This window comes from Flavivirga eckloniae (assembly GCF_002886045.1).
Lineage (GTDB): Bacteria > Bacteroidota > Bacteroidia > Flavobacteriales > Flavobacteriaceae > Flavivirga > Flavivirga eckloniae.
Genome location: NZ_CP025791.1, coordinates 2397128 through 2413487 on the forward strand (window position 1 = coordinate 2397128; position 16360 = coordinate 2413487).

A 16360-nucleotide genomic window follows, 5' to 3' on the forward strand; every position below is an offset into this window, starting at 1 on the left:
CGGGGTAACAAAATAGTTGCCCTGTTTATATAACCTCGAAAAACAATTTATAAATCAAATTAATCATGAAAAAGACAACACAATTTTGCAACAATTTAAAATCTATTTTAGGAGCACTTTTAATGGTAGCTTTAATAACAACCAGCTGTTCTAAAAATGGTGACGACGATGGTGATATTTTAATCCGTCCAACGGCTGAAGACTTTAAAAGTTTAAAAGATGCTGCCTTAGAGAACTTAACTCAAACATTTCAATTTAACACCGATGACGGCTATGTAACCCTTACTTCTGAAAAAGGTGTACAAATTAGCATTAGCAGTTCTTGTTTAACATTAAACGGGGACGCTGTAACGGGTACTGTAGACGTTGAATTTGTTGAGCTTTTCGACAAGGGAAACATGCTTACAGCAAACAAACCAACTATGGGAACTATGCCTAATGGTGATAAAGCATTGCTTATTTCTGGAGGGGAATTCTTTGTGAACGCTACACAAAATGGAGCTGCTTTAGAAACCAACTGCGGATTTCAAATGCAAATTCCTGCAGATTTAACAGGAGGAGTAGATAATGATATGATCTTATGGGAAGGTAAAATTGATGAAGACGGAAATTTAGTATGGGACGAAGTAGAAGCTGATGAGCCACAGGGAGAAGGTCGTGTATTTGGTGAAGGCAATCAATACTATGGTTTTTTCCAATCGTTTGGATGGTCTAACGTAGATCGTTTTTACAGCGACCCACGTCCTAAAACTACTATTCAAGTAGCTGTACCAGAAGGATACGACAATACGAATAGTTCTGTTTACATCTCTTACGATGGAGAAGATTCTGGGTTAGCCCATTTAGATACTTATGATAGTGAAACAGGGTTATTTAGTGAGCATTATGGACTAATTCCTATTGGGTTAGAATGCCATATTATTTTTGCTACTGAAGACGGTGACAACTGGAAATACGCTATTAAGCCTGTAACTATTGCCGAAAATGATGTTATAACGTTTACAGAAGATGAAACATCAATTGCTACTGAAGCGCAATTAACAACTATCATTAATGGCTTACCTTAAAATTTTAATAACCTGTTTATAGTGTTGATTTATTGTTAACCTACTTGTTAGAGAGGTCTCAAAAGTATAATGCAATGTCTTGCTGCGAAAGTAGTATCGGTCCATTTTAACTTTTGAGCCTCTTATTTTTTACTTTTTAGATTCAACCCACATCCAATTCATAAACTTTCACTTTAGCAGGAATAACCATTTCTAAATATTCAAAAATTAAAGCCCTCAGAAAAAAATCAAAAAACAGGGTAACAAAATAATTGCCCTGTTTATATAAACTCGAAGAACAATTAAAAACCCAATTTATTATGAAAATTACAAGACAATTTCACGAATTCTTAAATACTATTAATAACGTGAGCAAAAACTTAAAATCTATTTTAGGAACACTTTTAATGTTAGCTTTAATAGTAACAGGATGTTCCAAAGACCACAACGACGATGGTGACGGCGACATTCTAATTCGTCCGACTGCTGAAGAGTTTAACAATTTAAAGGAAGCAGCCTTAGAGAACCTGACTCAAACATTTGAAATTGATGCAGACGAAGGAAGTGTAACCCTTACATCTGAAAAAGGCGTACAAATTTTTATTAGTGGTACTTGTTTAACTTTAAACGGAAATGACGTAACGGGTGCTGTAAACATTGAATTTGTTGAACTTTTCGACAAAGGTAGCATGCTTACCGCAAACAAGCCAACCATGGGAATTATGCCTAATGGAGATAGAGCAATGTTAATCTCTGGAGGTGAGTTTTATGTAAATGCCACTCAAGACGGTGTCGATTTAGATATAAACTGTGGGTTTCAAATGCAAATCCCTACAGATTTAACGGGAGGAGTCGATAATGATATGACTTTATGGGAAGGCAGAATTGACCAAGACGGAAACCTTGTATGGGGTGAAGTTGACGCTGCTGTTGCCGGACAAGATGCAGGTGTATTTGGAGAAGGCGATTTCTACTATGGCTTTTTTCAATCATTTGGATGGTCTAACGTAGATCGTTTTTATAGTGATCCTCGTCCAAAAACAACCATTCAGGTAGCCGTACCAGAAGGATATGATAACATGAATAGTTCTGTTTATATCTCTTACGACGGAGAAGACACTGGGTTAGCTCATTTAGATACTTATGATGACCAAACAGGTTTGTTTAGCGAGCACTACGGACTAATCCCTATTGGTTTAGAATGCCATATTATTTTTGCTACAGAAGATGGCGATAACTGGAAGTATGCAATCAAATCTGTAACTATTGCCGAAAATGATGTTATAACCTTTACAGAAGATGAAACATCAATTGCTACCGAAGCGCAATTAACAACTATTATTAATGGTTTACCGTAATAAAGATATTATCAATGACCTACTTATATAATAATTAACATGCTTTTTTGAGGTCTAAAAAGTGTCATTCAAAACACCCGCCTACAGGACGGGCAGGTAATGAACCTGCCTGCAGTAGGCTGGGAATCTCTTAAAAACTTAAACACTTTTTTATTAACACATGAGATTTTTCGACTTTAGCTCGTGCTGAGCCTAGTCTAAACACTCAGGATGACACTTTTAGACCTATTTTTCAATATCAACTATTTGTATTATCATCACACCATTTCAGAGTGATTAAAGATTATTTCTGTTATACAAACAAAAACTAATTATTCTACTAATTCAGATGTGTTTATTTGCTTTTTCGTTCCTGGCATACTTCCAATTCCTTTAAAAAACGCTCTAACTCCGTTTCTATATTTTACTTTATCAGGAAATTTTTGGCGATACTCATCTTTCTTCAAACCAATTTCATCAAATGGTATAGCAGGGAATTTTGTTTTATCTTTAAATTGAAAATTCATTTGCTCATAATCCACAAAATCAGATGGAGTAACTTCCTTATAATCTTCAATAACACATTTTTCTAAGGCTCCCTTTTCTACACGATAATCAAGCATTTTTTGAGATCCGTTACCATAAGAGAAATTATTAACAACCTTTAAGTATATTGGCCAGAACCTACCATAAGTTTCAGTATCGCTCATGATTTTATTAAAAGTAGGATGCTTATTAATCCAATGTGGTTTAGCCCAACCATTATCTCCTATCCTTGCCTCAACTCTACCAATCATATCTTCTTTAGTTCCGCGTCTATGATGATTTGGGTCTGCTTTGATTTCTTTCGCCATCAACCGTTCTTTTTCTCCCGATACCTGCATTAAATAAATACCGATATCCCCTTCAAGTAGTACATTATCATAAATTGTATGTCCAGCACCTCCAAATGTGAAAATTCCTTTAGCGGCCGATTTGTAAAAGACATTCCCAATACACGTTGCACCAGATTGACCATCATCAAGATGTATACCCGAACGGCCTACCTTTCCTGGGCAATGTATTAAGTGGTGGAAAAAATTGTATCGATACACATTGCCATAACCTCCCATATCTGCTCCGGAATAAACAGCTCCTCCATCACCTTCTTCAAAACCAATATTAAAGAATTCGTTTAGCTCAATTAATTGCTCATTTCCTTTTACAACCAGTGCTTGACCAATTGAATTGTGCACCAGATTGTTTCTAAATACATTTCCGCACCCATTAATTGCAATATTAACTTTTTCGTGTTTAAATTGTTTTTGATAGATATGGCAATTTTCAATTTTATTATTTGCCGGCGTAATTTCATTTCCATCTGCAATTCCTCCGCCTAATCTTGCATGTATATTTAAATCGATTAAATCACACCCAATAACACTATTATTTTTACCTAATATATCTACACCTATAGCTGTGCTATTTGTAATGTCACAACTTGCAACTAAGTTATTCTCGCCACTTAAAGCATAAACATTTCCGCCACCTACATTCGTTACAGATAAACCAATAATTTGAACATGCTTCGTGTTTTCTAATGCCATAAATCCGTTTGCTACAGATAGACTAATTTTAGTGTCTTTAGTCATAGGTTCTGGCGGATAAATGAATAGGCGGTTAGTTAATGGATCGAAATGCCATTCGCCTGGCGCATCTAGTTCGCAAAGCATTCCAAACACACGAAATTGCTTATCGTTTTTACGCCATGCCCAACCATAACCTAATGCACGAGATAAATGCAAACATTCATCTTTGCCACTTGCTGCGTAAATTGGTTGAGAGCTCAATAACCAATTTGCCTCAATAAAACCTGTTAGTTGATTTCGCTTGTTATTCCGTTTTAATTCATTTTCCCACTGCACCCATGTTCCGGCCATTTCATTTTCCTTGTTGTCTATTTTTGCACGTGCACCACGAGGTTCTTCTAGACTTCCTTTCCAACCTCTAGATTTTCCTTCTTCTAAGTATGGAACATACCCAGCTCTAAGACCGTAATCTTGCTCGCCAACAGGAATTCCAGGTGGAGTAACTTCTGCAGTTACTGTTTTTTCTACAAAATCTGCATACTCCTCATTAGGAAAAACTGATGGTAGATAGTTCTTCCCATTAAAATTTAAGTTTAACATTAACGACTCGTTAAAACGCTCAATCATCGCTTCATTTTTAATTGTTACAGCTACAATTTTATCAATTACTTTTTTTGATAAACGAGCCTTTTCCTTAGCTTTTGTTACTTTTTTAAATTTATTTGCATCTACTAAAACACTTCCATCAAAAACTACTTTTCCCCCTTTTGCTGCTTTTATTACTATCGGGCTTGAAGCTGTCCCCTTAAATTCTTCTCCTAAACTTATAGGACGTTCAAAACGATAGTGTCCCCCTAAAACCAGGATCGTGATTCTCTCATCGGGCACACCAGATTCTTTAAGTAGTTTTGATGCCATTTTTATAGCCGTCTCAAACGATACAGGGTCATCTTTTTTCCCAGTATTTTTTGTACCTCCATTTGGCGAAACATATATTTCTGTGGCATGTCCTATAAGAATTCCAAACAGCAAAAATGTTTTTAAAATAATTCCTCTAAATTTCATTTATAAAATATTTTATTCTTTGTGTTATACTTTGTCATTAAAATTAAAACAAGCGAATTAACACCATTACCAACCATCTTAATTATTTATTTGGATTAGTATTATGGTATTTGAAGTTCAAATGTTGAAAAAAAATTCAGAAGAGAGGGTTTTAAAAAAGCCAAATGAGTGTTAGTTTGTTTCAAGTACACGCTTTTAAGCTTTATTCCTAACACTTTGGAAAGATTCTAATAGATTTACATACTATAAAATTGGTAATTAACGTGGATCTTGGATAAGAAAATTTATGTCAGTTTGAGTGATCCCGATTTTCTTCGGGATCGTATCGAAAACAAGTAAATTTTTGACTAAAAAAAGCTTCTCGATAGCTCCGCTGAGCGTAGTCGAAGTGCTAAATTCTTCCAGAATTTTACTCGAAGTGACTTCCGAACTCTTAAGCAATATTTACGTTAATTAATTTCCGTGTCCAATATATTTTCGCATCTTATTGAAACATATTTTCCCCAAATATTATGCTCACTACTCGCTACAAGGGCTCCAATCTTTTTCTTTTCCAACTCCGCCGTAAATGCTAAATCAAGCTTATCGCAATTCAACGCCCCTGCCCTAATTAGTATTTGATAAAGTATTTACTTATAGGTATTGTTCTTGTAAACGAAATTATAATCTAACCCCACGACTAATGCATTGTAAATATTCTGGTTAATATAGCTAAACATAACTCCAACAAGTATTGGGGAATCCTTTAAATGTCCTTCTATTTGTTCATTTTTTAAATAAATCTGAATGAAATCATAGTTAGGATCTTAACGAAACTGACAATTTGTAGTGAAATTTGGGTAACAAAACTTCCTTCTACTGTATCTATATATAAACACAAAAAAACACTGTGAAAAAAGCAATGTCCATATTAAGTATTGTAATCATCGTATTATTGATGTTAATTGCTAATGTTATAATTATAGCATCTAATTTTCATACACGCTCTTAAGCTAAAATAATAGTAAACAACTATATAGATTACGCTTTTTGTATATTTAAACCCTATTTAACCATAATTATTTATGAATAAACTATTCATTTTTATTTGTCTCTTATTTATTTCTGTATACTGTCACTCTCAACATTTGCTTGTAAACGACAGCCTCACAAGAACTGCGACTATTAAGAGTATTAATAATGGAAACGAAATAATATTCACTCCGGAAACACCAGCCCTAAATCAAATAGCCGGTGCACCAAAAGCATTTTATACACATTTCTGGGAATTTGGCGACGGACATTATAGCACCGAAGAAAAACCAAAACACATATATAAAAACAAAGGCGAGTATGAAGTAAAGCTATGGGTTACTAATAATTACGACAACGGTAAGCCTCCAACAACGAGACCTAAAAAAATTGCCGTTAACTCCATTACAACCGACTATAATGATATTGCTTCGATGGACGATAGCTTTATATTAAAGCGTAACCGCGAGCCACTTCCCGAAGAGGAAATGGTGGTTGTAATGAGCTATAAAAATGAGAAAGAATACGTGACCAATGGTAAAATATATTTGTTTTATAATGAGCTTAAATATAAAGCCGATAATTTTGAATTATTAGAAACCAGAACACATCACAACGAAAAAAGCATTTCTGCCAATAGTTTTGCATACACAAATAATATTGACGATGATGGGACTTATCTAGCTTCTGTTAATAACGATATTATTAAATCAAGCGCCATATTACAAGACTCAACAGTAAAGACAAACCTGCCTTTAACCATATCAGAATCTAAAGCTATCTATAAAGATTGGAGCCTTTTAGAATTCGACAACATGGAACCCAACAAGGAGCGCAACATCTTTTTCAGTTTAAAAACAACTCCGGAAATGGTTAAAGATACTAGTGCCATCATTTCTGTTAGAGGTGTTTATGTACCAGATAGCAACTACGATAACCATAAAATAAAAGATATGGAAATGGAAATCGTTACCTCTCACGATCCAAATAAAATGTCATCGAATGGCAGTATTATGAATTATAGATTGGTTCGTTTTAAAACCTTAAAATATAAAATCAAATTTCAGAATAATGGTGAAGGTCCTGCTAGAACTATAAGGTTAGAAACCGATATTCCTGAAATGCTGGACAAATCGACTTTAGAGGTTGTAGACATGTATCCTAAATGCGATATATGCCCCAAACAGGAAGTTTTGTATAGTTGTTTAGATACGACCTATACCAACACTCAGGCTATTTTTACCTTTAAAAATATTTATTTGCCCGGAAGCGAACAGAAAAACGTAAAAGAATACGATTCCACAAAAGGCTTTGTAAAATACAAGATTAAGTTTGCCAAGGATTTTCATAAGAAAAAAACCAAAAGTAGGACGGCTATTATTTTTGATAAAAACGAACCTATTATCACAAACTATGCAACAACTCGATTTATACCAGGCATATCTATTGGAGCTAAAGTAGGTTACAATTCGTTTAACGATTTAAAAAACTCCGAAAGCTATTTTTTTGGAGCCACACTGTCCCCGTATAAATCATATAGATGGTATTGGCAAATAGAATTAATGAATAACCTGCATAACTATGATGCGCAAACCAATATATTAGATGAATTTGTTCAAGGTCCTCAAGGGCTTCGCTTTTTTCAGCGTACCACCACCGATATCTCTTATGAGAATATCGATTGGGATATTCCGGTCTTAATTCGCTATAATGTCAACAATTACATTGGTTTAGGCGCAGGTTTTCAAAACACCATATCGTTAAGCGAAAAACAAAGTCAAACCTCTCTTATAGAGCAATTCGAAGGTCAAGAACCCGGTGGTTTTGTTTTTAATACCATTACAGATAACACCAGCACAACCAATTCTTTTACTAATTTAAGAACAGGTTTATTATTTGAAGCGACTGCTGGCTTTGCTAGAATTGGTCCAAGTTTAGGGGCGCGTTATATTATGAATTTTAAAGACAATTTTAATTACTGGCAGTTTTATGCCATTTGGAAATTTTGAAGCTAACCATATTGGTGGCTCACTCCTATGAAAAAACTAAGCTTAATTTTCTTTTTAATTTATGGAACTACTTTTTCTCAAAATTTAGAAGAAGCTATATACGCAGCTGCCGAAACATTTATTAACAACAAAAATAATGCATCCCTAAAACTTTTAAGTACGCATGAAGCCCAATTCAAGAAACAGGTAAAAAGTAAGGATGAACAACTAGCTCTTGTTTTTTTGCAATGCCATAAAGGGTTTTACTTAGAGAAGAACTCGCAATTAAAAGATGCTATAACAACCTTTGAAAATGCCCTGAATCGTTTTAAAACAAACGAACTCTCTAAATTTTCCGATTTCGATATTATTGAAAGCTGCTTTATTCCTCTGGGGAATTTATATACTAAAACAGGCGATTATACCAATGCCGAAAATATAATAAAACAATATATCTTCTTAGCAGAAAAGAGCAACCATACAAAACATCAAGCTAGCGGTATAATTAATCTATCTATTTTATATAAAACCTTAGAGAAGTATGAAACCGTATTAAAATTAACCTCTGGTTACCTTAATAAAGAAGACATAAACAGGTATCAAAAACAGAAAGTTGCCCAGTTACGTATAGACAGTCAAATTGCATTAAATAAAATAAACAGTGTTAAGGATATTCCTAAAACAATCCACAACAATGCTTACAGCAGGTTTAGAAGTACTTACATCCTTCAATTACAAAACGGCAATTATAAAGAAGCATTACAAGCATTTAATAATGCCAAAACGCATATTTCTCAAGACAGCTTGTCCCGAAGAAAACTTGCCAAACTTTACTTAGAAGAAGCTCAACTTTACAAACTATTAAACAAATTAAAGGAGACGAAAAACAGTCTTAATTTAGCTCTCAAAACCTTATTACCCAATATTAAACCTACAGAATTCCCCAATAAAAACAGCCTGTATGCCGAAAATACCTTTATAGATATTTTTGATTTCTACGCCACGCTACAAGAAGATTATAAATCGGCACTTCATTGCTATAACTTAAGCTTTTATGTATCGCAATTATTAGAGAGCAACTGGACCTCCCAAGAAAACAAAATATCGAATCAGGCAACCAACAGAATTCGCAGCGAAAAATGTATCGATATTATTTTTGACGTATACCAAAACACCAAAAACGACACACTTTTATTTACCGCTTTTCAATATGCAGAATTAAACAAATCGGGAGTTTTAAAAGAGAAAGCCACTAAAAAAACACTCTTAAGCCAATACCCGAATGATAGTTTACTCCTTAAAGAAGCCTATTTACTTAAAGAACAGGAAAAAATAACCAATCGTTTAATAAATGAGCAATTAGGCAATTCGCAAGCATCAATAATTACGACCCTAAGCTCAGATTTAAATGCTGTAAGTATTAAACTAAAAACACTTAAGGAAGTTATAACTAAAAAATACCCCGAGTTAAATAATACTAATTTCTCGGTTGATGACATACAACATAAACTCATAAAAGATGAAGCCGTCTTGATTGAATACTTTTATGGACAAAAAAACATCTATCAATTTATAATAGATGATAACCGTATTAATCTCAATAAGATTAATTTGAACGAAACTACACAAAAATGCATTATAGACTTCATTCATTTATTTGACGAACCATCCATAATAAATGATAACATAAATACGTTTACCACCCTAGCCCTTACCCTTTACAACACTTTAAACTTTGGAAAAACGGCAGCCTATAAAAACACAATTATTATTCCAGATGGGTTATTAAATTTTATTCCTTTTGAAGCTTTACTAACAGAGAAAACAAATACAAAGAATTTTTCAAAAATGCCATTCGTTGTACAGAAGCAACATGTTATTTACAATACAAGTGCAGCGTTTTATATAAAAGACAAAAAAGTAGAAAACAATACCAATAAGCTCCTTGGTTTCTTTCCTGTATTCGAAAAAACAAAAAACAGTTTAATTTACTCTATCGATGAGGCTAATGCTATAAAAGAAGAAATGCATTCCAACCTTTTTTTAAAGAATAAAGCAACCAAAGAAACCTTTATTAAAAATAGTCCAGACTATAGCATTTTACATTTGTCTACCCACGCCAACAGTGGCAACGCTTCAATCTCGGCAAGTATAGCGTTTTTTAAAGAGACCATGTTTCTAAATGAACTCTATAGCCTTAACTTAAATGCTAACCTTGTTGTACTGAGTGCCTGCGAAACGGGTGTTGGGAAACGGTTTAAAGGAGAAGGTGCTATGAGTATAGCCAGAGGCTTTCAATACGCCGGTGCACAAAACGTATTATTTTCTTTATGGCAAATAAACGATTTATCCACCTCACAAATTATGCAATCCTTTTATAAACATTATAGCGATAATCTGTCTGCTAATATTGCAAATCAACAATCAAAAATAGATTATTTAAAAGACGACTCTATTAGCAACATAAAAAAATCTCCTTATTACTGGGGAGCATTTGTATATTATGGTCAATTAACACAACCTGCCAACGTTAATAACAGTAAATTAATTTATGGTCTTATTGGCCTATTAATAGTCTTGATTGTATTATTTTTACTGCTGAGAATAAAAAAACCTTATGGAAAAAACACTACAGGAGTTTCTAAATGAAAAAGGATATGTTAAAGTAAAATTGCATCTTACTAAAACAAATCATTTTGAAATAAAAGCAACTATAAATGGCCATAAAGGATTATTTATTTTAGATACCGGAGCATCAAACTCTTGTGTAGGTTTTGAAGCCATCGAAACATTTAAACTTAAAACCGAAGACTCCATTATTAAAGCTGCTGGCGCAGGTGCTGTAGACATGGAAACCAAAATGTCTAAAAAGAACAAAGTGAAAATTGGAAAGTGGAAACGCAATAAGGTTGTTTTGGTTTTGTTTAACCTCACGCATGTAAATACAGCGCTAATAAACCACAATTCTAAGCCTGTAGATGGGATAATAGGCGCGGATATCTTAAAAAAAGCTAAAGCCATAATAGATTATGAAAAGAAATATCTATATTTAAAATTATAAACAGATCTAAACAAAACTTATACTTTAATTAATAGCATTTCAATTCTCCTCAGGTAATGAATACTTCAATAGTAATTGCTGACGATCATCCATTAATGTTAAGGGGTTTAACTGATTTTTTAACTTCTAAGGGCTATAACATCATAGGAAGTGCCCAGGATGGCAATGCAGCCTACAATCTTATAGTAAAACTAAAACCAGACATAGCTGTTCTAGATATAAGAATGCCTCACAGAACAGGTTTGGAAATCGCAGAGGCTTGTAAAAAAAACCATTTAAATACTAAAGTTATCCTTATTACCTTTGATAAAGAAGAGGAGTTATACGATAAAGCAAAAGAATTTAATGTTTTTGGATACATTTTAAAAGAATTTGCCATTGAAGAAATTGAAACTTGTATTGAACATGTTATAAATGGCACGCCCTATTTTAGTGAAGAAATAGCTTCTTATTTAAATGCAAGCAACTTAGCGCAAAGACCCGAGGTAATAAATTCGTTAACCAAGTCTGAACTTAAAATAGTAAAGCTTATTTCTGAAAGCAAAACAAGCCATGATATTGCAGAAGACCTATCAATTTCTGTTCGTACTGTAGATAAGCACCGAAGTAACATCGTAGCCAAATTGGGCTTGGATAATAAACCTACATCACTTTCAATTTGGGCTAACTTAAATAAAAACCATCTTTAAAAAATACGTAGAAGTGCGTATTTTTTTTCTCACAAATACAACTTACCTTTACGGAGCTATTAATTAGTTCTTAGGGAGAATTATAGAAGGCTCTAAATATGTATATATTTAGGGCTTTCGCATTTTATAAACCCTATTGTAAATTGAAAAATACGTAGAACTGCTTATTTTTTATTTCGTTATCACAACATACCTTTACACTGCTATTAATTAATTCTTTGAGAGAGAGAATTATCCTAAAGGCTCTGCGCTAAATAAGCGCAGAGTTTTTAATCTAAACATTTTAAAGGGAAAATTTTAAAGTTATAATGATGGAAAAAGATAATGATATTCTTGACAAATACTGTATGATAGGATTAGGTGTCCTGGTAGTTGTTGTCATTTCAATAAACCTAGTTATGTGCTTCAGTTAATGTTTTTTTACACTTGAATTATATTTAGTTAATCCAAAAGGGGCTATTAATAATCTTATTAATAGCCCCTTCTATATTTAAAAACCTATAAGTAGTTTTAAATTTATTTTGCAAGAGCAGTTCTTTTTAATTTGGCTTTCTTTAATTGCTTCTGTATTTTTTTAATTGCGAAATTGATAGACTTATCAGGTTCTATAATATTATACGCACCCCAGAAATTTGGATCTGAAAATCCGATAGACTTTTCAATCATTATTATTGAAGGCTTAATTCTGTCTTTATATTTTGGAACACTTTCATTTATATTCTTCTCCCAATCTGTAACAGCCATTTCGCACACCATACTATAAACCGAATTAAATAACTTGTAATCCCAATTTACTTTAAACTCTAATAAAAGTTTACTATAACCATAATACCATTTATTATTTTTTTCAAGATAATCTACACGGTATGCCACTTCTTTAGGCCAAACATCTGCTCGCGTGGGTTTTTTTCTAACAAGTATTCGAGCTGCTTCTTTTTTATCTGTTATATTCAATGAATAAATAGCGCTTGTAAGGATCTTTTTTTCAGCATCAATAAATAATTGACCTTTGTAAAGAGGCTTTTTAACATCTTCTTTTTGTTCAAAATTTATTACATAAATAAGCCTGTTATTTATTTTTGTAGAATGATCGAGCCTGAATACATAATCATTTAGCAATCCATCAGTAAAAATATATTCAGGATACTTCATAATATCCAAATATACTGTATTAAAAGGCCCCCCTTGTAATTTTAGTGCTAATGTGTCAAGTTTTTTGTAGTTCGAACTCTTTCTGGATTTATACAGCTTTAGTTTATCCCTTTTTTGAGACTTGTAAGGCGCCTTATAAATATTTACTACCGCCTCTGAAAGCGATATATTCTTTTTCCTTTTTTTTATTGTTTCTCTGTAAAAGGCTGTCATTAAGGTGGGATCGCTAAAATAATTTTCGCCCTTTTTCTTTAAAGTTTCCCGAACTAATTCACTTGCGTTCTTGATAGTTTCAATGTTTATTTCACTTAATTCGGTTATATGCACTTCTAATCCAATATTATTTTTAGAAGCTTTAAGTTGTCTTAAAGAAATCTCCTTATTCTCATAACCTAAAGAGGATATAACAACATTACTTTCATTTATATTCTTTGGAACTTTTAATAAAAACTTACCTTCTGCATTGGTAACAGTAGTAATGTTAGTGCCTCGAATAGACAAGGTAGCCAAAACTAAAGGTTTTTTTGAGTTTTGGTCTATGACTTTGCCTTTATATTGATTGTAATGATTATTTAACTCTTTGGTGTCTTGTGAATAAATGGTTTGATTTACACTTAATAATAATGTAAAGACCAAGAACATAGTAAGGTTTCTTTTAAAGTAGAAAAAATGAAGCGGTTTCATGTGTTTTTGCTTTTAATTAATATTATGTTTTACTTTTTGATTACTAGTAAATTAACATAAGTATTGTTGTAAAAATGTGCGGTTTCATGAAACAGGACTCATTTTTTCAGGTATCTAATTCAGCTTTTATAAAAACCTAAAAAAGAACAAATACTTCTATACGCTTCTTATTGAAGTGTTTTTTTATAGTTGGTGGGTGTGGTTTGTGTATGCTTTTTAAATGCAAAATTAAAGGCGCTTTTAGAATTGAAACCAGATTCGTAAACAATTTCTAAAATAGTTTTTCCCGAATGTCTGTATTGCTCAATTAAACTTTTAGCTTCATCTATACGATAAGTATTGATATAATCCTGAAAGGACATTTTATAATATGAGTTAATAAATTGTGACAATTGCCTTTCTTTTATTTCCATTCTCGAGGCTAATTCAGATAAGGTCAAGCTAAATTGCAAAAAAGGTTTTTGATCATTCATGAGGAACTCCAATCTGGTCTTTAACCTGTTTAACTCTTCTTTCGAAAACGATGATGCTTTGGATATTTTTATCTGCTCTCCAAAATGGGATCCCACGAGAGCTCTAATTAGTATCACAGTAAAATATGAAAAGAATAAAATGGCAGTAGCATATTGATAGGTTGTTGTTTCTTTATATCCAGAAGTAAAATAAATAACGCCCGCTATATTATTACAAATGCAAGCGACAAAATAACCATAAATAATAAATCTATTCCATTTTATTTTTGTTTTAATGAGAGCTGTTTTTAGCTCATTTTTTTTAGCAAAATGCTCCAAAGCAAAAATGGAAAGAATATTATATGTCATAACCTGAATAGCAATAAATACACTAAGCGCTTTTCTAAAGGAAAAACTTAATACTTCTTTAGAATAAAGAATTCGTCTTTTTTCCTCTATGGATTCAAAGTGAAAAAAGGAAATAGAATATATAGCTATTAAAATAAAAGGAAGGTAATGGAGTAAGTATATCCTTTTAAATTTAAAGTTATTAGTTGTTTCTGACTTTATGTATAAATAAATACACGGTCCCCAAACTAAGAAAAAAGGATAAGAGATATATGCTAAAAAAGGATAAGGTTTGAATGTGAAATCAAAATGTAACCAACATAACACCTCTAACGAACTCAAAATTTGAGCAAAAAAAAAGAAAACCATTAACCTGTTTGAGATTAAACGATATCCTTTATACAATAAGACGATAATTAATGGAATTTGTATAAAAATTGAAAGAATATGAATGATATCAATCAGAGTAAAATTCAAAAATACAACAGGTTTTAATTAATGATTTTTCCAGACTTATACATTTGCATAAAAATATAAAAAATGGATTTATACGTGTTAAAGTATCAAAAATGTATCAATTTCAAATAGTTTAATAAACAACTTTTAAACTTTATCATATATTCGTCAGCTAAATTTCCTTGTTATTATTCTAAAAACAAAAGAAAAATCATCGAACAACATTTAAATATTGAGCAATAAAAAACACCCCTATTGGAGGTGTCTTTTATTCTTTATATTACAAAAGTATTAGAGTTCTAACGCTTTCTTAACATCATTATCCATTAACAATTCTACAGGATTTTCTAAAGCCTCTTTTACAGCAACTAAAAACCCTACACTTTCTTTACCATCAATAATTCTATGGTCGTAAGAAAGCGCTACATACATAATTGGACGTATTTCTACTTTGCCATCAATCGCAACCGGACGCTCTACAATATTATGCATTCCTAAAATACCACTTTGTGGTGGATTAATAATTGGGGTAGATAACATACTACCAAATACACCTCCATTAGATATTGTAAATGTTCCCCCAGTCATTTCATCAACCGTAATTTGTCCATCCCGGGCACGAATAGCCAAACGTTTCACTTCGGCCTCAACACCTCTAAAACTTAAATTCTCTGCATTTCGCATTACAGGAACCATCAATCCTTTAGGTCCGGAAACAGCGATACTAATATCACAAAAGTCATAACTTATCATTTCCTTTCCATCGATCATTGAATTTACCGCTGGATACATTTTTAATGCTCTAACTACGGCTAATGTAAAGAAACTCATAAAACCTAAACCAACACCGTGTTTAGCCTTAAATGTTTCTTTGTATTCTGAACGTAGTGCAAAAATCGGAGACATGTCTACCTCGTTAAAGGTCGTTAACATGGCTGTGGTATTTTTAGCCTCAACCAAACGCTCTGCTACCTTACGACGTAACATAGACATTTTACTTCGTGATGTACCTCTATTTCCTCCAGTTGGAGTTCCCATAGAAGGCACAGCATTTATAGCATCTTCTTTAGTGACCCTACCATCTTTTCCTGTTCCAGAAATGGAAGCCGCTTCTATACCTTTTTCTGCTAAAATCTTTTTAGCAGCTGGACTTGCCGAACCTGTAGCATATGTTTTGGCTTCAGGAACAGCAGCTTTTGGTGTTTCAGTTTTTGGAGCTTCTTCTTTGCTCTCTGCTTTAGGCGCACCTCCTTCAGGTTTTTCTGCACTTGTATCGATTAAACAAACAACAGCTCCAACCTCTACAGCATCACCCTCTTCTGCTTTAAACGTAATAGTTCCGCTAACCTCTGCTGGTAATTCCAATGTTGCTTTATCACTATCTACCTCTGCTATAGCCTGATCTTTCTCAACATAATCTCCCTCTTCTACTAACCATGTAGCTATTTCCACTTCTGTAATGGATTCCCCCGGCGAAGGCACTTTCATTTCTAAAATCATTCT

10 protein-coding genes are annotated in these 16360 nt (G+C 32.9%); 6 read left to right on the forward strand and 4 right to left on the reverse strand.

Going from position 1 to position 16360, the window contains the following annotated elements; genetic code table 11:
• The first annotated feature begins 65 nt into the window (after nt 1-65).
• Together C1H87_RS09765 and C1H87_RS09770 are read left to right on the forward strand one after the other, a co-directional pair.
• On the forward strand, nt 66-1067 hold the full coding sequence (locus C1H87_RS09765; RefSeq protein WP_102755625.1) for a hypothetical protein: 1002 nt from the start codon (nt 66-68) through the stop codon (nt 1065-1067).
• A gap of 299 nt (nt 1068-1366) precedes the next feature.
• Complete coding sequence (locus tag C1H87_RS09770; protein WP_102755626.1) at nt 1367-2404, forward strand: hypothetical protein; 1038 nt, start codon at nt 1367-1369, stop codon at nt 2402-2404.
• Nucleotides 2405-2715: 311 nt separating this feature from the next.
• Here the strand turns inward: C1H87_RS09770 and C1H87_RS09775 are convergent, their stop codons facing one another.
• The gene (locus C1H87_RS09775; RefSeq protein ID WP_102755627.1) at nt 2716-5016 is read right to left on the reverse strand and encodes a right-handed parallel beta-helix repeat-containing protein; all 2301 of its coding nucleotides are present in this window, start codon (nt 5014-5016) and stop codon (nt 2716-2718) included.
• 1064 nt (nt 5017-6080) lie between these two features.
• Here C1H87_RS09775 and C1H87_RS09780 point away from each other — a divergent pair.
• Genes C1H87_RS09780 through C1H87_RS09795 form a run of 4 tightly spaced genes read left to right on the forward strand, consistent with a single transcriptional unit; the run spans nt 6081 to nt 11765 of the window.
• The gene (locus C1H87_RS09780) at nt 6081-8036 is read left to right on the forward strand and encodes a PKD domain-containing protein (protein ID WP_102755628.1); all 1956 of its coding nucleotides are present in this window, start codon (nt 6081-6083) and stop codon (nt 8034-8036) included.
• A gap of 27 nt (nt 8037-8063) precedes the next feature.
• Nucleotides 8064-10664, forward strand: coding sequence for a CHAT domain-containing protein (locus C1H87_RS09785; RefSeq protein WP_102755629.1), 2601 nt, complete (start codon nt 8064-8066; stop codon nt 10662-10664).
• Nucleotides 10633-11076 (forward strand): retropepsin-like aspartic protease family protein, encoded by a 444-nt coding sequence (locus C1H87_RS09790; protein WP_102755630.1) that lies wholly within the window; start codon nt 10633-10635, stop codon nt 11074-11076. Before C1H87_RS09785 ends, C1H87_RS09790 begins: the two co-directional genes overlap by 32 nt.
• Before the next feature lie 56 nt (nt 11077-11132).
• Nucleotides 11133-11765, forward strand: a complete 633-nt coding sequence (locus C1H87_RS09795) for a response regulator (protein ID WP_102755631.1) — start codon at nt 11133-11135, stop codon at nt 11763-11765.
• Between the two features lie 516 nt (nt 11766-12281).
• Here C1H87_RS09795 and C1H87_RS09800 read toward each other — a convergent pair.
• The 3 genes from C1H87_RS09800 to odhB form a co-directional block, all read right to left on the reverse strand.
• Complete coding sequence (locus C1H87_RS09800; protein ID WP_102755632.1) at nt 12282-13601, reverse strand: carboxypeptidase-like regulatory domain-containing protein; 1320 nt, start codon at nt 13599-13601, stop codon at nt 12282-12284.
• Nucleotides 13602-13768: 167 nt separating this feature from the next.
• Nucleotides 13769-14422 (reverse strand): helix-turn-helix domain-containing protein, encoded by a 654-nt coding sequence (locus tag C1H87_RS09805; RefSeq protein WP_158655176.1) that lies wholly within the window; start codon nt 14420-14422, stop codon nt 13769-13771.
• Nucleotides 14423-15148: 726 nt separating this feature from the next.
• Nucleotides 15149-16357, reverse strand: a complete 1209-nt coding sequence (odhB, locus tag C1H87_RS09810) for a 2-oxoglutarate dehydrogenase complex dihydrolipoyllysine-residue succinyltransferase (RefSeq protein WP_102755634.1) — start codon at nt 16355-16357, stop codon at nt 15149-15151.
• Nucleotides 16358-16360 lie beyond the last annotated feature (3 nt).